Origin of the sequence: Massilia sp. Mn16-1_5, assembly GCF_004798585.1 — a bacterium.
In the GTDB taxonomy this organism is placed as follows: domain Bacteria; phylum Pseudomonadota; class Gammaproteobacteria; order Burkholderiales; family Burkholderiaceae_D; genus Telluria.
Genome location: NZ_PPXQ01000004.1, coordinates 34,293 through 53,177 on the forward strand (window position 1 = coordinate 34,293; position 18,885 = coordinate 53,177).

Below are 18,885 nucleotides of genomic sequence, written 5' to 3' on the forward strand. Positions count from 1 at the left end.
ACTTAGAACGGACGGCAGCCGCGTGCCGGATCGGCCAGGCCCTTGATCGCCACGCCTTTCACCACGTTGTCGGTGCCCGACACCTGGCGCAGGTAGATGTCCTGCACCGGATTGTTCGCAGCCGACAGGGTGAACTTGCCGCGCGGGCTGTCGATGGTCGCCGTGTGCATGGCTTTCAGCATGGCGTCGCGCTTGCCGCTGAAGTCGCCGCCGACGCTCTTCATGCCGGTCGCGAGCAGCTGGGCGGCGTCGTAGCCCTGCACCGCGTACACGTCGCCGTCGCTCTTGTAGGCGGCCATGAAGGCCTGGCGGAAGGCGTTGTCCTTCGGGGTGTTCAGCTTGTCGGCGTAGTGCAGGGTGGTGTACAGGCCCTGGGCGGCGGCGCCTTGCGCCTCCAGCGTGCCGTCGGTCAGGAAGCCGGCGCCGTACAGCGGAATGGTCTTGTTCAGGCCCGCGGCCACGTAGTCCTTGACGAATTTGACGGCGCCGCCGCCGGCGAAGAAGACGTAGACGGCATCCGGCTTTTCGGAAGCGATCTGGGTCAGCAGCGCCTGGAATTCGACGTTCGGGAAGGGCAGCGTCAGGTTGCCCACGACCTTGCCGCCGCCCTTTTCGAACGCTTCGGCGAATCCTTTGACGGACTCCTGGCCGGCCGCGTAGTTCCAGGTGACGGTCATCGCCTTCTTGTGGCCGCGCTCGGCCATCACCTTACCCATGGCGAAGGCCGGCTGCCAGTTCGAGAACGAGGTGCGGAAGATGTTCGGGCCGCACATCGGGCCGGTGATCAGGTCGGCGCCCGCGTTCGGGATGATCAGGATGGTGTTGCTCTCCTTGGCCGCCTTGGCCATGGTCTGCGCCACGCCCGAGTGAACGGTACCGACCAGCACGTCGACCTTGTCGCGCTTGATCAGTTTATTCACGTTGTCGGCCGCTTTGGCCGGATCGGATTCGTCGTCGACCTTGAAGTACTGGACTTCGCGGCCGCCGAGCTTGCCGCCCTGTTCCTGCACGTGCAGCTTGAAGCCGTTTTCGATCATGGTGCCGAGGTTGGCATAGGTGCCGGTCGCGGGCAGCATGAAACCGACCTTGAGCGGGGCATTGCCCTGGGCGCCGGCGAGGCTGGCGGTGAACAGGGCAACCGCGGCGGCGGTCGTACGCAAAGTGGCTGAAAGGGTCATGGCGTTGTCTCCTGATGTTTTTAATGTGCCCGGTCGATGCCGGTCATGAATCGAGTGGCCGCGTCGATCAGCCTCCCGGCTTGGTCACGGTGGGGCGAGTGACCGCATTGCGGCAGCACGAGCAGTTGCGTCTGGGGCGCCAGTCTCGCGATACCGTAAATCTGTTCCAGTGTGCCATACTCGTCGTCCTCGCCCTGGATTGCCAGCAGCGGCGCCGTGATCGCGGGGAGATGCTCACGGATGTCCCAGGCGCGAAAGGCGGGATCGAGCCAGATGTCGTTCCAGCCCCAGAAGGCGGAGTCGATGTCCTCGTGGTAGCGCGCCAGGCGCTCGCGCAGGCCGCCTGCCAGATAAGCCTCGCGTGCCTGCTCGATCGACTCGACCGAGATGTCTTCGACGATGATGTGGGGCGCGGCGACGATCAGTCCCGCCACCGGGAAGCGTGCCGCATGCAGCAGCGCGATCGAGGCGCCGTCGCTGTGGCCGAACAGCCAGGGCTGGTCGATCCCGAGCTCCTGCAGCAGCGCCGGCAGCACCTCCCAGGCCTGGCGGTGCATGAAGCCGACCGGCCAGCGCTGCTCATGCGGACGCGGCGTCGAGCGGCCATAGCCTTCGCGCGAGAAGACCAGGCCGCGCATGCCGGCGGCCCGGCACAGCTGCTCGGGAAAATCCTTCCACAGCGCGATCGAACCGAGACCCTCGTGCAGGAAGACGACGGTCGGGTGCGTTGAATCGGGTACGCCGACCCACTGGTATTCAAGGCGCACGGGCGCGCCTTGGAGGCTCAGGTGCGCGAATGCAGACATGCCCGCCTCAGACCGCATTGGCTGCCGCATTGGCTTGATCGCGCAGGCGGTAGCGCTGGATCTTGCCGGTCGCCGTCTTCGGCAGGTCGGGCACGAAGACCAGCTCGCGCGGATACTTGTGCGGCGCCAGGCGTCCCTTCACGAAGGCCTTCAGTTCGTCAGCCAGGCTGTCCTCGGGCTCGCGGCCCTGGCCCAGCACCACGTAGGCCGCGGTCTTGGTCAGCCCGTCGCCATCGATCTTGCCAACGACGGCGCATTCGAGCACGGCGGGATGCGCGGTGAGCGCGGCCTCGACCTCGATCGGCGAGACGTATTGGCCGCTCACCTTCAGCATGTCGTCGCTGCGCCCGGCATAGGTGAGATAACCCTGCTCGTCGCGGCTGTACTTGTCGCCGCTTTTCAGCCATTCGCCCTGGAAGGTGCTGCGGCTCTTTTCGCGGTTGCTCCAGTAGAGCAGGGCCGCGCTGGGGCCGCGCACGTAGAGGTCGCCGATCTCGCCGGCGACGACAGGATGGTTGTCCTCGTCGCGCAGCTCGACATCGTAGCCTGGCACCGGCAGGCCGGAGCTGCCGTAATGGACGTCGCCGGCGCGGTTCGACACGAAAATGTGCAGCATCTCGGTCGAGCCGAGGCCGTCGAGGATGTCGCAGCCGAAGTGCTTGCGGAAGGCTTCGCCGACTTCGCGCGGCAGCGCTTCGCCGGCCGAGGCGCAGACGCGCAGCGCGACCTGTTCGCGCGGCGGCAGGTCCGGCGAGGCCAGCATGGCCACGTACAGGGTCGGCACGCCGGCGAAGACGGTGGCGCGGTGCGTCGTCAAGCGCTTGAACACGGCCGGCGGCGTCGGACGCTCGGCCATCAGCACCACGGTCGCGCCCACGCTCAAGGGGAAGGTCAGGGCATTGCCGAGGCCGTAGGCGAAGAACAGCTTGGCGGCGGAGAAGACGATGTCGTCCTCGCGGATGCCGAGCACCGGCTTGGCATACAGCTCGGCCGTCCAGAACAGGTTGGCGTGCGAGTGGACCGCGCCTTTCGGACGGCCGGTGGAACCCGAGGAATACAGCCAGAAGGCGAAGTCGTCGGCGCAGGTGTCGGCATAGGCTTCGGGCGCCAGCGGCGCGGTGTCGAGCATGGCGCCGACAGTCGGCAGCGAGCCGTCATGGTCTCCCGCGACGATCAGTTCGGGCTTACCGCGCGCCGCTGCCAACGCTTCACGCACGCAGGGCAGCAGCGGCGTGCTGGCGATCACGGCGCGTGCGCGGCTGTGATCGATCATGTAGGCATAGTCCGTGGCCGGCAGCAGGGTATTCACCGGTACCGGGATGACGCCGGCGAACATCGCGCCCAGCAGGGCCACCGGCAGGTCGACGGTATCCTGCATCACCAGCAGCACGCGCTGCTCGGGCTGGATGCCGCGCGCCAGCAGGGCTGCAGCAAAGCTGCGCACGCGGCGGTCGAGCTGTCCGTAGGTGATGTGCTCCCTGTCGTCGATATAGGCAAGCTTGTCGGCGCGGCCCGCGTTCAGGGCCAGGATGTGCTGCGCGAAGTTGAACTGCTGCGCGAGTTGCTGTGAACCGACACTGCTTTCGTAATCCATCATGGTCTCCTTCAGCGGGATCGCGCCGTGCACGTCCCGTGTCTTGTATGGAAAAACATGCCGGCCGGGGCCGGGTGCATCTGGTCTTGCAGCGCGCGCTTCAGGCAGCGGCGGTGTCGGATGTGCTTGCAGGTGAAAACTGGATCGCGCCCTGCGGCAGCAGGTAGAGCACCAGCGCGCGGCCGCGGGTGACGGTCGGCGCATGGGCGCTGCCGGCTTCGTACACGCACCAGCCGGCCGGGCGTCCGTCGAAGCAGGCGTCGGCGGTCAACGGCATGATCAGGTCGATCTCGCCGTTTGGATGCACGTGATGGGGGCCGGCGATGTCTTGCATGTCGACCACGTCGACGCTGAAACCGTGGGTGGCCTCGCTGGCCTTGAGCACCCGGCCGTAGCGGATGCCGCCGCCTTCGCGATTGCATAGCCAGCCGTCGCGCACACCCGCCTTGCAGGCGTCGAATAGCTGTTCGTACAGGTCGGTGCCGGCGCCGTGCTGCGCGTTGAGGTGGGATTCGAGTGCGGAACCGAGTGGGATGCCGGCGATTTCTTCCGTCACCCGCGACACCAGTTGCTGAAAAGCTGAAACGTCCATCGACAACCCCTAAGTTTGAGTGCAACAAACTGCATGTCGGAAGAAGCGGAGATATAGTGCTTTTGATCGGAGTGTAGGTGTAATATCTTGCATACGTCAAGCCTTGTTTGAGTTATATTTCATGTGCGGCCTCGTCACATGCACTCGCTTTTGCGATAATCGGCACCCTGTTCCTGCCACGGAACATTGCCCCTTCAATGGAATCGAGAATGACAGCAGCACAGCTCAGCACGGCACCAGTGTCCGAAGAAGAAAAAGATCCGTTCCTGATCGCGCTCGGCGAGCGCCTGCGCGCCTTGCGCTCGCGGCGCGGCTTGACCAGGAAAGCCCTGGCCAAGCTGGCCGACGTTTCCGAGCGCCACCTGGCGAACGTCGAGTCGGGCGTCGGGAACGCCTCGATCCAGCTGCTGCGCCAGATCACCACCGTCCTCAACTGCACGCTGGCCGAGATGATCGGCGACGAGACCGCGACCTCCCCGGAATGGCTGATGATCCGCGAGATCCTGCGCGGCCGCAGCGACGAGGAGCTGGCCCAGGCGCGCGCGGCGCTGGCCAGCCTGTTCGACGCCCCGACCAGCGAAGGCGCGCGGCGCCAGCGCATCGCCCTGATCGGCCTGCGCGGGGCAGGGAAGTCGAGCCTGGGACGCATGCTGGCGGACTACTGGATGGTGCCTTTCGTCGAGCTCGGGCGCGAGGTCGAGATCCTGGCCGGCTGCGACATCGCCGAGATTCACGCGCTCTACGGCCCGAACGCCTACCGCCGCTACGAGCGCCGCGCCCTCGAGGACATCATCGGCCGCTACCCGCGCGCCGTGATCGCCACCCCGGGCGGCATCGTCTCCGATCCGGCCACCTACAACCTGCTGCTGTCGCACTGCTACACGGTCTGGGTCAAGGCCGCTCCAAAGGACCACATGGCGCGCGTGCTGGCCCAGGGCGATACGCGGCCGATGATGGGTAATCGCGAGGCGATGGAAGACCTGAAAAGCATTCTCGAGAGCCGCGCGGCGTTTTATTCGAAGGCGGACTTGTCCTTCGATACGAGCGATATGACGCAGGAGACGGCGTATGTGGCCTTGCTGGAGCAGTTGCGGGATAACGTGATGCGCTAAAGCTCTATGCTTTCTACAGAGCCGGCCTTCGCGCCGGCTTTTTTTTGTAGGGCGGGCATGCCCGCCGGATACGCACCGGCCCCGATATCGCGCACGATGGTCTGCCCGCCACATATCACGGCGGGCATGCCCGCCCTACGGTACGCGCCAACCGACAAATGCAGTTTTTTTCTTGACATGCCCCTTGAGCTGCAATAAAGTGCATCTACCGCTTCAAGAATGCACCATATTTCACCAGGGGACATATCAAATGAGCACCTCGCCGCAAGTCGATTACGCCACTTCTCCAGAGCGCTACAAGCACTGGACCCTGTCAGTCGATGGCGAGATCGCCACCCTGACCATGAACATCAACGAGGACGCCGGCCTCAGGGAAGGCTACAAGCTGAAGCTCAACTCCTACGACCTCGGCGTCGACATCGAACTGCACGACGCCGTCCAGCGCATCCGCTTCGAGCATCCGACGGTGAAGACCGTCGTCGTCACCAGCTCGAAAGACCGCATCTTCTGCTCGGGCGCGAACATCTTCATGCTCGGCAAATCGAGCCACGCCTGGAAGGTCAACTTCTGCAAATTCACCAACGAGACCCGCAACGGCCTGGAAGACTCCAGCCGCCACGACGGCCTGAAGTTCGTCGCGGCCGTCAATGGCGCCTGCGCCGGCGGCGGCTACGAGCTGGCGGCGGCCTGCGACGAGATCATCCTGGTGGATGACCGTTCCTCGTCCGTCAGCCTGCCGGAAGTGCCGCTGCTGGGCGTCTTGCCGGGCACGGGCGGCCTGACCCGCCTGACCGACAAGCGCAAAGTGCGCCATGACCTGGCCGACATCTTCTGCACCACCTCCGAAGGCGTGCGCGGCCAGAAGGCCAAGGACTGGCGCCTGGTCGACGAAGTCGCCAAGCCGGCCCAGTTCGCCCAGGTCGTCCAGCAGCGTGCCCAGGCGCTGGCCGCAGCGAGCCGCCGTCCAAGCCAGGCCAACGGCGTGAAGCTTACTCCGCTCGAACGCACGCAGACGCCGGATGCGATCGACTATGAATACGTGAGCATCAAGATCGACCGCGCAGCCCGTAACGCGACGCTCACCGTGCGTGCGCCGAAAGCGGCCCAGCCGACGGACGCGGCCGGCATCGAAGCGGCCGGCATCAAGTGGTGGCCACTGCAGATGACGCGCGAACTCGACGACGCGATCCTGCACCTGCGCACCAACGAAACCGACATCGGCACCTGGATCCTGAAGAGCAGCGGCGACCCGCACACGGTGCTGGCCGTGGACGAAACCCTGGTCGCCAACGCCGACAACTGGCTGGTGCGCGAAACGGTCGGCCTGATGCGCCGCACGCTGGCGCGCCTGGACGTCTCCTCGCGTTCGCTGTTCGCCTTCATCGAAGAGGGTTCCTGCTTCGCCGGCTCGCTGCTGGAAGTGGCGCTGGCCGCCGACCGCATCTACATGCTGGCGCTGCCGGACGAGCCGGAAAAAGCGCCGAAGATCGGCGTGAGCGAGATGAACTTCGGCCGCCTGCCGATGGTAAGCAGCCAGTCGCGTATCGCCCGCCGCTTCTATGAAGAGGAAGCGCCGATCGCGGCGGTGCGCGCAACGCAAGGCCACCTGCTCGACGCCGACGAGGCGCAAAGCATCGGCCTCGTGACCTTCGCCAGCGACGACATCGACTGGCCGGACGAGACCCGCATCGCGCTGGAAGAGCGGGCCAGCATGTCGCCCGACGCCTTGAGCGGCATGGAAGCGAACCTGCGCTTCAACGGCCGCGAGACGATGGAAACCCGGGTCTTCGGGCGTCTGTCTGCATGGCAGAACTGGATCTTCATCCGCCCCAACGCCGTCGGCGAGCTGGGCGCACTGAAGGTCTACGGTTCGGGCAACAAGGCCCAGTTCGATTTCAACCGCGTCTGAAAACCAATCTGAGGAAATCACCGTGAGCTCGATTAACTACACCGACAAGATCCCGAACAACGTCAACCTCTCGGAAGACAAGACCCTGCAGCGCGCGTTGGAACACTGGCAGCCGAACTACCTGCAATGGTGGAACGACATGGGCCCGAACGGCTCGAACCAGATGGATGTCTACCTGCGCACCGCGGTCAGCACCACGCCGGACGGCTGGGCCCATTTCGGCCACGTGAAAATGCCGGACTACCGCTGGGGCATCTTCCTGGCCCAGGCCGAGAACGACCGCAAGATCAACTTCGGCGAAGAGAAGGGCCGCGCCGCCTGGCAGGACGTGCCCGGCGAGCACCGCGCCAACCTGCGCCGCATCATCGTCACCCAGGGCGACACCGAGCCGGCCTCGGTCGAGCAGCAGCGCCACCTGGGCCTGACCGCGCCCTCGCAGTACGACATGCGCAACCTGTTCCAGATTAACGTGGAAGAGGGCCGCCACCTGTGGGCCATGGTGTACCTGCTGCACAAGTACTTCGGCCGCGACGGCCGCGAGGAAGCCGAAGCGCTCCTGCATCGCAACTCGGGCGACCAGGACAACCCGCGCATCCTCGAGGCCTTCAACGAAGAGACGCCGGACTGGCTGGCCTTCTACATGTTTACCTATTTTACGGACCGCGACGGCAAGTTCCAGCTGAACGCCCTGGCCGAGTCGGGCTTCGATCCATTGTCGCGCACCTGCCGCTTCATGCTGACCGAAGAGGCGCACCACATGTTCGTGGGTGAATCCGGCGTGGCGCGCGTGATCCAGCGCACGGTGGACGTGATGCGCCAGCACGGCGTGGAAGACCCGGCCCAGGTGCGCGCGCTCGGCGTGATCGACCTGCAGACCATCCAGCGCTACCTGAACTTCCACTTCAGCGTGACGGTCGACCTGTTCGGCGCCGACCAGTCTTCGAACGCGGCCACCTTCTACAGCTCGGGCCTGAAGGGCCGCTACGAGGAAACCAAGCGCGACGACGACCACCTGCTCAAGGGCCAGCACTACCGCATCCTGGAAATCGCCGACGGCAAGCTGCAGGAGCGCGAAGTGCCGATGCTGAACTCGCTGAACGAGGTGCTGCGCGACGACTTCATCCGCGATTCGATCGCCGGCATCGGCCGCTGGAACCGCGTCATCGAAAAGGCCGGCCTGCCGTTCCGCCTCAGCGCACCGAACAAGGCATTCAACCGCCACATCGGCGGCTTCGCCGGCCACCGCGTCTCGCCGGACGGCCGCGTGCTGTCGGAAGCCGAATGGGCGGCGAACGAGCGCAACTGGCTGCCGAGCGAGGAAGACCGCGCCTACGTCGCCTCGCTGATGGGCCGCGTGATCGAGCCGGGCAAGATGGCGAACTGGATCGCGCCGCCGCCGGTGGGCATCAACAAGCAGCCGATCGACTTCGAGTACGTCCGTTTCAACTGAAGTGTCTGTTTTGGACCGGGCGCGACCCGGTCCGTTTTTTCGAAGCGAGCCAGCCATGAACGCACCCGTACCGATCGCCCTGATCCGCCAGCACCTGATCGATCCCGAAGTCTGCATCCGCTGCAATACCTGCGAAGAGACCTGTCCGATCGACGCGATCACCCACGACAGCCGCAACTACGTGGTCGACGCCGACATCTGCAACGCATGCGGCAACTGCGTCTCGCCTTGCCCGACCGGCGCCATCGACCACTGGCACATGGTGCCGAAGGCCGCCGCCTATCCGCTGGCGGAGCAGTTCAGCTGGGACGAGCTGCCGCCGCAGCAGTCGCATCCGGAACCGCTGCTCGAGCAGATGGAAGCGGCGAACGAGGCGGCCGGCGCGGTCGCCGAGGAAACCGTGCAGGCGAATGCCGCGACCTCCGTGTCCTCGCCGATTCCGCCCTGGTCGGCCGCCCACCCGTACGCCCACCTCTACACGCTGAAGAACCCGGTGCAGGCGACGGTCGCCGGCAACTACCGCCTGACGGCGCCGGACGCCGCCAGCGACATTCACCACATCGTGCTCGACTTCGGCACGCAGATGTTTCCGATCCTGGAAGGCCAGTCGATTGGCATCATCCCGCCCGGCGTCGACGAGAACGGCAAGCCGCACTACATGCGCATGTACTCGGTCGCCAGCGCGCGCGGCGGCGAGCGCGACGGCTACAACAACCTGGCCCTGACGGTGAAGCGCGTCGTCGAAGACCACGCCGGCCAGCCTGTGCAGGGCGTCGCTTCCAACTACCTGTGCGACCTGCCCAAGGGGGCACAAGTGCAGGTGGCCGGACCCTTCGGCGTGAACTACCTGATGCCGAACCACGCCGGCTCGAACATCATGATGATCTGTACCGGCACCGGTTCGGCGCCGATGCGCGCCATGACCGAACACCGGCGCCGCATGTACGCGGCCGGCAAACCGCATGACGGCAAGCTGATGCTGTTCTTCGGCGCCCGCAACCCGGCCGAGTTGCCGTATTTCGGCCCGCTGCTGAAACTGCCGGCCGACTTCATCGACATGCACCTGGCCTTCTCGCGCTTGCCGGACCAGCCGAAAGCCTACGTCCAGGACAAGATCCGCGCCGCCGGCCCATCGGTCGCGCAGCTGCTTTCCGGCGACACCTACCTGTATATCTGCGGCCTGAAGGGCATGGAGACCGGGGTGCTGGAAGCGTTGGGCGAGGTCTGCGCGCAAGCCGGCATCGACTGGCCGTCCCTGCAGGCGCGCATGGTGGCCGAAGGACGCTTTCATGTCGAAACGTACTGAATAAAGCCACTTATTGATGAGGAATCTGCATGAATCGTGACATCGCCGTCGATACCAAAAGCTTCCGCGTCTTCGTCGACCCGCAGGGGATCGCCCACCTCGTCTTCGGCCCCGAGGGCACGATGCCCGTCACCGACATCGCCGGCCATGCCGCGCTGGGCACGATCTGGCGCGCGCTCGATGCCGATCCCAAGGTCAAAGTCATCCTCGTGCGCAGCGAAGGCAAGGGCTTTTGCGCCGGCGGCGAGATGGCGATGGTGGAAGAAATGCTGGAATCCGAAGCGGCGCGTGCCCGCGTGATGCGCGAGGCGCGCGACCTGGTGCGCGGCATGATCGACTGCGGCAAGCCCATCGTCTCCGCCATCAACGGCGCGGCGGTCGGCGCCGGCCTGGCGGTGGCGCTGATGGCCGACATCCCGGTCGCCGCGCGCAACGCCAAGCTGATCGACGGCCACACCAAGCTGGGCGTGGCCGCGGGAGATCACGCGGTGGCGATCTGGCCCCTGCTGTGCGGGATGGCCAAAGCCAAATACTACCTGCTGCTGTGCGATGTCGTCAGCGGAGAGGAGGCCGAGCGCATCGGCCTGGTCAGCCGCGCGGTGGACGCCGAGGCATTGCAGGACGAGGCATTGAGCATCGCGCAGCGCCTGGCAAGCGGCAGCGCTTCGGCACTCGCCGGCACCAAGCGCGCGCTGAACGGCTGGCTGCATGCGGCCTGGCCCGCCTTCGAGGCGTCGCTCGGCGCCGAGTTCATGGACTTCGGCGGGCTTGACGCGCGCGAGGGCGTGGCGGCGATCAAGGAAAAGCGCAGTCCGGTCTTCGGCGGCGCCCGATGACAGTCGCCGGATCGCTGCCAGTCTCGTTCCGGTGATGGCCGTGGCCGATCCCGGGCGCCAGGGCGCATTCAGGGCGCCGTGGTCTTGCTGCGAACGGCGCCCGGCCCGATGCGCTGCTCGATCAGCTCGAGCATGCCCGCGGCCGCAATCGACAGTGTTTCGTCCTTGCGCCTGACCACCAGGATCGGACGCGTCTGCGCCTGCGTTTGCAGGGGAATGGCGGCGAGGTCCAGCAGGCGGAACTGGAACAGCGTCAGTTCCGGGACCAGGCTCACCCCGAGGCCTTGCTCCACGAGGCCTGCCACCGTCGCCAGGTGTTCCACCTCGAAGCCGGAATGCACGGCCGCCACATCGCGCAGCAGCAGGTCGACATACTGGCGTACGCTCGACGACTTGGCGAGATGGATGATGGGCTGGCCGGAGAGATCCGTCGGCCGGACGCGGCGCTTCTTCGCCAGCGGGTGGTCGCGCCGGCATACCAGGTAGAACGGATCGCTGCCCAGCACCCGCGTTTCGAACTCGGCCAACTCCGTGCCGGGCGCGGTCAGCACCAGGTCGGCCTTGCGCTGGCGTAGCAGCGACAGGCACTGGTCCGACAACGCGTCGTGCAGCGACACGGCCACGCCGGGATACAGGCGCCGGTACTCGGCAATCACCGCCGGCAGCGCGCGCGCCGCCAGCGAGGGCAGGGCCGCGATGGAGACCCGTCCGCGCTTGCGCGCGACGTAGTCAGCCATGTCGTCGAAAGCGGCTTCGATGTCGGCGATCAGCGAGTGCGCCACCTCCGAAAACAGTTCGCCTTCCGGCGTCAGCGTGACCTTGCGCGTGTCGCGCTCGAACAGCCGGGTTCCGGCCGCGTCTTCCAGCTTGCGGATCATCGCGCTGAAGGCCGGCTGCGAGGTATGGCAGCGTTCGGCCGCGCGCGTGAAGTGGCGCGATTCCTCGAGCGCCACGAAGGCGTACAGCAGCCGGGTCGAAATATTGGTCGTCATCGCAGGCACACGCTCACCCGATTCATCGGTTTATCGAATCAATCGATCCGAACTTACCATTGTACTTTATGAATCGGCGGCGCCACACTGGGACCTGCCGCTCCTGATTTGACGCAGTGGGGCGGCCTGCATATTCAGGAGAGCAGCGATGAAACGAATCAGGATCGGCGCCGGCGCCGGTTATTCCGGCGACCGCCTCGAGCCGGCCGTGGAGCTGGCGGAGAAGGGCGATATCGACTATCTCGTTTTCGAGTGCCTGGCCGAGCGCACGATCGCGCTGGCCCAGCGCGCCCGCATGCTTGACCCCGCCGCGGGCTACGATCCGCTGCTGGCGGAGCGCATGCATGCCGTGCTGCCGCTGTGCAGTGCGAAAGGCATCCGCATCGTCACCAACATGGGCGCGGCCAATCCGCTGGCCGCCGCCGCCAAGGTGCGCGAGATCGCGCGCTCGCTGGGCCTGCATGCCCTGAAGGTCGCGGCAGTCGTGGGCGACGACGTGCTGGACAAGGTGCGCGCCGGCGGCTACGCCGACGACACCGGCCAGCCGGTGGAGCGCTTCGGCGCGCGCCTGCTGTCGGCCAACGCCTATCTCGGAGCAGGGCCGCTGGTCGATGCGCTCGCCGGCGGGGCCGACGTCGTGATCACCGGGCGCGCCGCCGATCCCGCGCTGGTGCTGGCGCCCCTCATCCACGAATTCGGCTGGGCCATGGACGACTGGGAGCGGCTGGGGCAGGGCACGCTGGTGGGACATCTGCTGGAATGCGCGGGGCAGATCACGGGCGGCTATTTCGCCGATCCCGGCTACAAGGACGTCGCCGGCCTGGCGCGGCTGGGTTTCCCGATCGGCGAGGTGGGCGAAGACGGCACGGTCGTGATCACCAAGGTGCCCGGCAGCGGCGGCCAGGTCACGGCCGCCACCTGCAAGGAGCAGCTGCTCTACGAGATCCATGACCCGCGCGCCTACCTGACCCCGGACGTGGTGGCCGATTTCTCGAACGTGCAAGTCGTCGAGATCGGCCCCGACCGGGTGCGGGTCAGCGGCGCCACAGGCCATCCGCGGCCGGATACGCTGAAGGTCTCGGTCGGCTACGTCGACAGCTATGTCGGCGAAGGCCAGATGTCGTATGCCGGTCCCGGCGCCCTGGCGCGGGCGCGCCTGGCGCTGGCGATCGTCGAGGAGCGGCTGCGGATCACCGGCGTGCAGGCGAGCGAGCTGCGCTGTGATATCGTGGGCCTGAACGCCATGCACGGCGAGCGCCTGGCAGCCTCCGAGCGCGAACCGTACGAGGTGCGCATCCGCGTTGCCGGGCGCACCGACAGCCTGGGCGAAGCGGTCCGCATCGCCAACGAAGTGGAAAGCCTGTACACCTGCGGCCCGGCCGGCGGCGGCGGCGCCTTCAAGTCGGCGCGCGATATCGTCGCCGTGGTGTCGGTTTTGCTGCCGCGAGGCGCCGTCCATCCATCCGTCCACTTCGAGGAGAGCGACCATGCTGCTGCGTGAGATTGCCCATGCACGGGCCGGCGACAAGGGAAATATCTCGAATATCTCCGTGATCGCCTACGACCCGAAGGATTACCCGCTGCTGGAACACTGGCTCACCGCCGAGCGCGTGAAGGCGCATTTCGCCGGGATCGCGGCAGGCGAAGTGCGGCGCTATGCGCTGCCGGCGCTCGGCGCCCTGAACTTCGTCCTGCACCAGGCCTTGAGCGGCGGCGTCACCCGCTCGCTGGCCCTGGACGCCCACGGCAAGACCCTAAGCTCGGCAATGCTCGCCCTCGAGTTGCCCGACCAGGCAGCAGCAGAATTCACCCCACCATCACAAGAACGACTTCAAGGAGACCTGTCATGAGCTTCACCAAGCTGCCGAAGGTGGCCATCCGCGCCATCCCGGCCCTCTGCCTGGCATTCACGGCCACAGCTTCGGGCACTGCGGCCGCCGCCGGCTTCCCGGAAAAACCGATCCGCTTCGTCGTGCCCTTTGCCGCCGGCACCGCCACCGACCAGCTGGCGCGCGCGCTGGGGCAGGCGATCACGCTGGAGACGAAGCAGCAGGTCATTGTCGACAACCGGCCCGGCGGCAACGGTTTTATCGGCGCCAACGAGGCGGCGCGCGCGGCGCCGGACGGCTACACGGTCCTGATCGCGACCAACACGACCCACGCCGCGGCCGAGCACCTGTACAAATCGGTGCCCTTCGATCCGGTCAAGAGCTTCGCCCCGATCACCGCGCTCGGCAAGGGAGGGCAGATCATGGTGGTGAATGCGGCGTCGCCGGTAACCAGCGTCGGCAGCTTCATCGCCCTGGCGAAGAAGGAACCGGGCAAGGTCAGCTTCGGCAGCGGCAGTTCCTCGAGCAGAGTCGCGGGCGAACTGTTCCAGCAGATGGCCGGCGTGCAGCTGCTGCACGTGCCCTACAAGAGCAATACCTATGCGGTGACCGACCTGCTGGGCGGCCAGATCCAGATGATGATCACCGATACCGCGACCGGCCTGCCGCACATCAAGAGTGGCAAGCTGCGGGCGCTCGGCTACTCGGGCAGCACGCGCTCGCCGCTCCTGCCGGACGTGCCGACGATCGCCGAAGCGAGCGTCAAGGGCTACGACGTGGGCTACTGGTTCGCCGCCTATGCGCCGGCGAAGACGCCGCCGCCGGTGGTTGCCCGGCTCAACGAGCTGCTGACCCGCGCCGCAAAGAGCCCGACCGCGCACAGCGGCTTCTATGCGCTGAGCGGCACCAGCATCTTCCTGACCTCGCCCGAGGAGCTGACCCGGTTCCAGCTGGCGGAATCGAAGAAGTGGGGCGAGATCATCCGCAAGGCGGGGATCGAAAAGGAATAGAGAAAGGAATAGAAGCGCGGCTTCAGTCCGCGAACGCGCCCGCCTTCTTGTAGATCGGCCCCCACTTGTCGATCTCCGCCTTCAGGTGCGCCTGCAGTCCCTCGGGCGTGGCTTTTTCCGCCGGCACGGTTTCCGCGCCGAGGTCGGCGAACTTGGACTTCACGTTCGGATCGGCCAGCGCCTCGCGCAAGGCGGCGCCGAGCTTCGCGATCACCGGCTTCGGGGTGCCTTTCGGCGCATACAGGCCGTGCCACACATACATCTCGAAGCCGTTCATGCCCTGCTCGGCGAGCGTCGGGATGTTCGGCAGCGAGGCGACCCGCGCTTTCGTCGTCGCACCATACACCTTGACCTTGCCGGCGCGGATGTGCGACGTGGTCGACGTGGTCTGGTCGCACAGCAGGTCGATCGTGCCGCCCAGCAGGTCGTTCATGGCCGGTGCCGTGCCCTTGTAGGGGACGGTCGTGAGCGGCGTGCCGATCGCACTGAGGAACAGCATGCCGCACTGGTGCGAGACGGCGCCCAGGCCGGCGTTGCCCATGGTGAGCTTGCTCTTGTTCGCCTTGACGTAGTCGATCAGTTCCTTGAGGTTGTTCGGCGGCAGGTCCTTGCGCGCCACGAGCACCATCGGCACGTCGGCCACCTGCCCGACGTATTCGAAATCGGTAAGCGGATTGAAGGCCAGCTTGCGGTACATGGCGGGACTGGTGGCCATGCCGTTGTGATGCAGCAGCAGCGTGTAGCCGTCCGGCTCGGCGCGCTTGACCTTGCCGGCGGAAAGCGTGCCGCCGGCGCCGGTGGCGTTTTCGACGACGACGGGCTGCTTGAGCGACTTCGCCATGGTCTGGGCCACGATGCGGGCAATCGTGTCGGTCGGCCCGCCGGCTGCGAACGGAATGACCATGGTGACGGTCCTGTCCGGGAAATCGGCCGCCAGAAGGGAACCGGAAGCGAGCAGGGCAGTGGTGGTGGCAGCGGCGGCAATCAGTTTCTTCAACATCGGCGTCTCCTCGACAGGTTGATCGGGATCCGGGACGATCCCTTGTTACCTCTTTGTCCAACCATCGTAGGAGCTTATGGGAGCGAATGTGAAATAGCATTTCCTGATGCCAGGATCAAGGAACGGCATGGCTGCGCCGCCACCCCTTCAGCGTCCGACCCAGGCCGCGCCGGGCCAGGCCTCGGCCTGCACCATCTCCTTCATCAGCGCAACCAGCTCGGCGGCGACGGCGACACCGGCGGGCGAGGGCCGGCGCGCAGCCGAGCGGGCCAGCACGATCCGGCGCGACAGCTCGGGCGAGCCCACCGGCGCGCCCGACAGGCTGCCTTGCTCGAATTCGTCCAGCACCGCCGAGCTCGGCAGGATGGTGTAGCCAAAGCCCTTGGCCACCAGCGACTTCTGCAGGTCAAGGGCATTGGTCTCGGCCACCACATCGACCGTGATGCCGGCCACGGCGAGGGCGTGCTCGATGCTGCTGCGCAGGCCGTGCGACACGCTCGGAAACACCATCGGCCGGTCCTCCAGCGCCTTCAGCGGGAAGGGTTCGCCGGCCGCGATCTCGCCCGGCGGGCCGATCACATACAGGCGCTCGTCGAGCAGGGCCTCGACCTGCAGGCCGGTCGAGGAGCGGGTGTCGTACAGCAGTGCCAGCTCGACTTCGCCGGCCTCCAGCCACTGCACCACATTGCCCGAGTAACCGACGTTCACGCTGAGCGAGACGCGCGGATGCCGCGTGCGCAGGCGCGCCACCAGCTCGGCCGCCAGCAGCCGGCTGGTACTGGCCAGCAGGCCGATTGCCACCCGGCCTGCAATCGCGTTGGCGGCGGGCCCGATTTCGGCCCGCGCCTTGTCGAGCTCGCGCAGCGCGCGCCGTCCGTACTCCACCAGGGTGCGGCCGGCGTCGGTCAGCACCATGCCGTGCCGTTCGCGCTCGAACAAGGGCACGCCGCATTCCTCTTCGAGCATGCGGATGTGCCGCGACACCGCCGGCTGCACGAGGTGCAGCAACTCGCCGGCGCGCGTGGCGCTGCCGGTCTCGGCGATCGCGATCAGGGTGCGGATCTGCTTGATGTCCATGGGTCCGTTGAAATGGATGGCCGGGCCATGCCGGAACGTGATCATGGTATCAAAGTTTTCTATTTCACTATGCATTCCATCGAATTCTATGATGAATGAACTTTGAACAAGCGCGAGCCTGGCTCGATCGACCATGAACCCTGAAGAACTCGACGCCGGCCACCTCCAGCAGTGGGTCGGCAAGACCGAAGTGATGCACGAGGTGGTGCGCCCGGAAGTGGCGGCGGCGCTGGCGGCGACGCTCGAGCATGCGGACGTGCCGCACGCGGGCGATCCCTTGCCGCCGCTCTGGCACTGGACCAACTTCAACGCGGTCGTACCGCAGTCGCAGATCGGCGCCGACGGCCACCCGCGCCGCGGCGGCTTCCTGCCGCCGGTGCCGCTGCCGCGCCGGATGTGGGCAGGCGGTCGCTTCGTATTCCACGCGCCGGTGCCGATCGGCGCCGAATTGACGCGCACCTCGACCATCGCGAGCGTCCAGGCCAAGACCGGTTCCAGCGGCCGCCTGGTCTTCGTCACGGTGCGCCACGCCATCACCCGCGACGGCCAGCCGGCCATCACCGAGGAACACGACATCGTCTACCGCGACCTGGCGGCGCCGGGCAGCACGCCGCCGCCGCCAAAGGCCGCCCCACTCGAAGCGCGCTGGTCGCGCACGATCCACCCGGATCCGGTGCTGCTGTTCCGCTATTCGGCCCTGACCTTCAACGGCCACCGCATCCACTACGACCGCAGCTACGTCACCGAAGTGGAGGGCTATCCGGGCCTGATCGTCCACGGTCCGCTGATCGCCACGCTGCTGCTCGACCTGGTGCAGCGCGAGCTGCCGGAGCGGACGATCGCCAAATTCAGCTTCCGGGCGCTGGCGCCGCTGTTCGACACCGAGAGTTTCGACGTCTGCGGCACGCCCGCGGCCGACGGCGACACCGTCAGGCTGTGGGCCCGCAACCAGCGCGGCGAGCTGGCGATGGAGGCACAGGCCATCCTGCATCCCGCCGCCGCCCACGCAACTTCCCCCAACGGAGAACCAGCATGATCCACCAGGACCAATCGCACCAGGACATCCGCGATGCCGTGCGCGCGCTGTGCGCCGAATTCCCGGCCGAATACTTCCGCCGAATCGACGAGGCGCGTGGCTATCCGGAGGAATTCGTCGATGCGCTGACCAAGGCCGGCTGGATGGCCGCGCTGATCCCACAGGAATACGGCGGCTCCGGACTCGGGCTGACGGAAGCCTCGGTCATCATGGAAGAGATCAACCGCGCCGGCGGCAATTCCGGCGCCTGCCACGGCCAGATGTACAACATGGGGACCTTGCTGCGGCACGGTTCGCAGGCGCAGAAGGAACGCTATCTGCCGAAGATCGCCAGCGGCGAGCTGCGCCTGCAATCGATGGCCGTGACCGAACCCACTACCGGCACCGACACCACCCGCATCCGCACCACCGCCGAGCGCCGCGGCGACAAGTACGTGATCAACGGCCAGAAGGTGTGGATCTCGCGCATCCAGCATTCGGACCTGATGATCCTGCTGGCGCGCACCACGCCGCTGGACCAGGTGACGAAGAAGTCGGAAGGCATGTCGATCTTCATCGTCGACCTGGTTGATGCGATCGGCAAGGGCATGAGCGTGCAGCCGATCCTGAACATGGTGAACCATGAGACCAACGAGCTGTTCTTCGAGAACCTCGAGATCCCGGTCGAGAACCTGATCGGCGAGGAGGGGAAGGGCTTCAAGTACATCCTCGACGGCCTGAACGCCGAGCGCACCCTGATCGCGGCCGAGTGCATCGGCGACGGCTACTGGTTCATCGACAAGGTAACGAAGTACGTGAACGAGCGCGTCGTGTTCGGCCGCCCGATCGGCCAGAACCAGGGGGTGCAGTTCCCGATCGCCAAGGCCTACGTGAACCTCGAGGCGGCCAACCTGATGCGCTATAAAGCCTGCGAGCTGTTCGACGCGCACCAGGCCTGCGGGGCGCAGGCCAACATGGCCAAGATGCTGGCGGCCGACGCTTCCTGGGAAGCGGCCAACGCCTGCCTGCAGTTCCACGGCGGCTTCGGCTTCGCGGCCGAATACGACGTCGAACGCAAGTTCCGCGAAACCCGGCTCTACCAGGTGGCGCCGATCTCGACCAACCTGATCCTGGCCTATGTCGGCGAGCACGTGCTCGGCATGCCGCGCTCGTTCTAGG

General features: G+C 66.4%; 17 protein-coding genes. 10 read left to right on the forward strand and 7 right to left on the reverse strand.

Annotated elements, in window-relative coordinates:
• Window positions 1-2: 2 nt before the first annotated feature.
• The 4 genes from C2862_RS05510 to C2862_RS05525 all read right to left on the reverse strand — a co-directional run bounded on the left by C2862_RS05510 (window position 3) and on the right by C2862_RS05525 (window position 4,170).
• The gene (locus C2862_RS05510; RefSeq protein ID WP_136219110.1) at window positions 3-1,178 is read right to left on the reverse strand and encodes an ABC transporter substrate-binding protein; all 1,176 of its coding nucleotides are present in this window, start codon (window positions 1,176-1,178) and stop codon (window positions 3-5) included.
• Between the two features lie 20 nt (window positions 1,179-1,198).
• Window positions 1,199-1,984, reverse strand: coding sequence for an alpha/beta fold hydrolase (locus tag C2862_RS05515; protein WP_136219111.1), 786 nt, complete (start codon window positions 1,982-1,984; stop codon window positions 1,199-1,201).
• Window positions 1,985-1,991: 7 nt separating this feature from the next.
• Window positions 1,992-3,581, reverse strand: coding sequence for a benzoate-CoA ligase family protein (locus tag C2862_RS05520; protein ID WP_136219362.1), 1,590 nt, complete (start codon window positions 3,579-3,581; stop codon window positions 1,992-1,994).
• Between the two features lie 97 nt (window positions 3,582-3,678).
• Entirely contained in the window at window positions 3,679-4,170 is a 492-nt protein-coding gene (locus C2862_RS05525; RefSeq protein ID WP_136219112.1) for a DUF4863 family protein, read from the reverse strand.
• Between the two features lie 209 nt (window positions 4,171-4,379).
• On the opposite strand from C2862_RS05525, the gene C2862_RS05530 reads away from it, so the two are divergent.
• The 5 genes from C2862_RS05530 to C2862_RS05550 all read left to right on the forward strand — a co-directional run bounded on the left by C2862_RS05530 (window position 4,380) and on the right by C2862_RS05550 (window position 10,783).
• Complete coding sequence (locus C2862_RS05530) at window positions 4,380-5,282, forward strand: helix-turn-helix transcriptional regulator (RefSeq protein ID WP_229467302.1); 903 nt, start codon at window positions 4,380-4,382, stop codon at window positions 5,280-5,282.
• 250 nt (window positions 5,283-5,532) lie between these two features.
• The gene (gene boxC, locus C2862_RS05535; protein ID WP_136219114.1) at window positions 5,533-7,191 is read left to right on the forward strand and encodes a 2,3-epoxybenzoyl-CoA dihydrolase; all 1,659 of its coding nucleotides are present in this window, start codon (window positions 5,533-5,535) and stop codon (window positions 7,189-7,191) included.
• A 22-nt stretch (window positions 7,192-7,213) separates the two neighbouring features.
• Complete coding sequence (gene boxB, locus C2862_RS05540) at window positions 7,214-8,641, forward strand: benzoyl-CoA 2,3-epoxidase subunit BoxB (RefSeq protein ID WP_136219115.1); 1,428 nt, start codon at window positions 7,214-7,216, stop codon at window positions 8,639-8,641.
• A gap of 55 nt (window positions 8,642-8,696) precedes the next feature.
• Window positions 8,697-9,947 carry a benzoyl-CoA 2,3-epoxidase subunit BoxA gene (boxA, locus tag C2862_RS05545; protein ID WP_136219116.1) on the forward strand — a complete coding sequence of 417 codons (1,251 nt, stop codon included), beginning with the start codon at window positions 8,697-8,699 and terminating at the stop codon, window positions 9,945-9,947.
• 29 nt (window positions 9,948-9,976) lie between these two features.
• On the forward strand, window positions 9,977-10,783 hold the full coding sequence (locus tag C2862_RS05550; protein WP_136219117.1) for an enoyl-CoA hydratase/isomerase family protein: 807 nt from the start codon (window positions 9,977-9,979) through the stop codon (window positions 10,781-10,783).
• A gap of 68 nt (window positions 10,784-10,851) precedes the next feature.
• On the opposite strand, the gene C2862_RS05555 is transcribed toward C2862_RS05550, so the two are convergent.
• Complete coding sequence (locus C2862_RS05555; protein WP_136219118.1) at window positions 10,852-11,775, reverse strand: LysR family transcriptional regulator; 924 nt, start codon at window positions 11,773-11,775, stop codon at window positions 10,852-10,854.
• Window positions 11,776-11,923: 148 nt separating this feature from the next.
• Here C2862_RS05555 and C2862_RS05560 point away from each other — a divergent pair, with 148 nt between their 5' ends.
• From C2862_RS05560 to C2862_RS05570, 3 genes are read left to right on the forward strand one after another with little or no spacing between them, the layout of a single operon-like run.
• The gene (locus C2862_RS05560; protein WP_136219119.1) at window positions 11,924-13,276 is read left to right on the forward strand and encodes an acyclic terpene utilization AtuA family protein; all 1,353 of its coding nucleotides are present in this window, start codon (window positions 11,924-11,926) and stop codon (window positions 13,274-13,276) included.
• Window positions 13,263-13,625 carry a hypothetical protein gene (locus C2862_RS05565; protein ID WP_136219120.1) on the forward strand — a complete coding sequence of 121 codons (363 nt, stop codon included), beginning with the start codon at window positions 13,263-13,265 and terminating at the stop codon, window positions 13,623-13,625. The genes C2862_RS05560 and C2862_RS05565 overlap by 14 nt, the downstream gene beginning before the upstream one ends.
• Entirely contained in the window at window positions 13,622-14,614 is a 993-nt protein-coding gene (locus C2862_RS05570) for a tripartite tricarboxylate transporter substrate binding protein (RefSeq protein ID WP_136219121.1), read from the forward strand. The genes C2862_RS05565 and C2862_RS05570 overlap by 4 nt, the downstream gene beginning before the upstream one ends.
• Before the next feature lie 22 nt (window positions 14,615-14,636).
• Here the strand turns inward: C2862_RS05570 and C2862_RS05575 are convergent, their stop codons facing one another.
• Both C2862_RS05575 and C2862_RS05580 read right to left on the reverse strand, forming a co-directional pair.
• Window positions 14,637-15,614 carry a tripartite tricarboxylate transporter substrate binding protein BugD gene (locus C2862_RS05575; RefSeq protein WP_136219122.1) on the reverse strand — a complete coding sequence of 326 codons (978 nt, stop codon included), beginning with the start codon at window positions 15,612-15,614 and terminating at the stop codon, window positions 14,637-14,639.
• 147 nt (window positions 15,615-15,761) lie between these two features.
• A complete protein-coding gene (locus C2862_RS05580) occupies window positions 15,762-16,736 on the reverse strand; it encodes a LysR substrate-binding domain-containing protein (RefSeq protein ID WP_229467303.1) in 975 nt (324 codons plus the stop codon).
• 88 nt (window positions 16,737-16,824) lie between these two features.
• On the opposite strand from C2862_RS05580, the gene C2862_RS05585 reads away from it, so the two are divergent.
• Together C2862_RS05585 and C2862_RS05590 are read left to right on the forward strand one after the other, a co-directional pair.
• The gene (locus tag C2862_RS05585) at window positions 16,825-17,727 is read left to right on the forward strand and encodes a MaoC family dehydratase N-terminal domain-containing protein (protein WP_136219123.1); all 903 of its coding nucleotides are present in this window, start codon (window positions 16,825-16,827) and stop codon (window positions 17,725-17,727) included.
• Window positions 17,724-18,884: an acyl-CoA dehydrogenase family protein gene (locus C2862_RS05590; protein WP_136219124.1), complete on the forward strand. Its 1,161-nt coding sequence runs from the start codon at window positions 17,724-17,726 to the stop codon at window positions 18,882-18,884. The genes C2862_RS05585 and C2862_RS05590 overlap by 4 nt, the downstream gene beginning before the upstream one ends.
• Window position 18,885: the final 1 nt, after the last annotated feature.

Excerpts from the sequence above, each read along its gene's own strand:
- C2862_RS05520 (WP_136219362.1), bottom strand. The coding sequence starts at position 3,581 with ATGATGGATTACGAAAGCAGTGTCGGTTCACAGCAACTCGCGCAGCAG.
- C2862_RS05550 (WP_136219117.1), top strand. The coding sequence starts at position 9,977 with ATGAATCGTGACATCGCCGTCGATACCAAAAGCTTCCGCGTCTTCGTC.
- C2862_RS05530 (WP_229467302.1), top strand. The coding sequence starts at position 4,380 with ATGACAGCAGCACAGCTCAGCACGGCACCAGTGTCCGAAGAAGAAAAA.
- C2862_RS05515 (WP_136219111.1), bottom strand. The coding sequence starts at position 1,984 with ATGTCTGCATTCGCGCACCTGAGCCTCCAAGGCGCGCCCGTGCGCCTT.
- C2862_RS05585 (WP_136219123.1), top strand. The coding sequence starts at position 16,825 with ATGAACCCTGAAGAACTCGACGCCGGCCACCTCCAGCAGTGGGTCGGC.
- C2862_RS05555 (WP_136219118.1), bottom strand. The coding sequence starts at position 11,775 with ATGACGACCAATATTTCGACCCGGCTGCTGTACGCCTTCGTGGCGCTC.
- boxA (WP_136219116.1), top strand. The coding sequence starts at position 8,697 with ATGAACGCACCCGTACCGATCGCCCTGATCCGCCAGCACCTGATCGAT.
- C2862_RS05575 (WP_136219122.1), bottom strand. The coding sequence starts at position 15,614 with ATGTTGAAGAAACTGATTGCCGCCGCTGCCACCACCACTGCCCTGCTC.
- C2862_RS05560 (WP_136219119.1), top strand. The coding sequence starts at position 11,924 with ATGAAACGAATCAGGATCGGCGCCGGCGCCGGTTATTCCGGCGACCGC.
- C2862_RS05590 (WP_136219124.1), top strand. The coding sequence starts at position 17,724 with ATGATCCACCAGGACCAATCGCACCAGGACATCCGCGATGCCGTGCGC.
- C2862_RS05510 (WP_136219110.1), bottom strand. The coding sequence starts at position 1,178 with ATGACCCTTTCAGCCACTTTGCGTACGACCGCCGCCGCGGTTGCCCTG.
- C2862_RS05570 (WP_136219121.1), top strand. The coding sequence starts at position 13,622 with ATGAGCTTCACCAAGCTGCCGAAGGTGGCCATCCGCGCCATCCCGGCC.
- boxC (WP_136219114.1), top strand. The coding sequence starts at position 5,533 with ATGAGCACCTCGCCGCAAGTCGATTACGCCACTTCTCCAGAGCGCTAC.
- C2862_RS05580 (WP_229467303.1), bottom strand. The coding sequence starts at position 16,736 with ATGATCACGTTCCGGCATGGCCCGGCCATCCATTTCAACGGACCCATG.
- C2862_RS05565 (WP_136219120.1), top strand. The coding sequence starts at position 13,263 with ATGCTGCTGCGTGAGATTGCCCATGCACGGGCCGGCGACAAGGGAAAT.
- C2862_RS05525 (WP_136219112.1), bottom strand. The coding sequence starts at position 4,170 with ATGGACGTTTCAGCTTTTCAGCAACTGGTGTCGCGGGTGACGGAAGAA.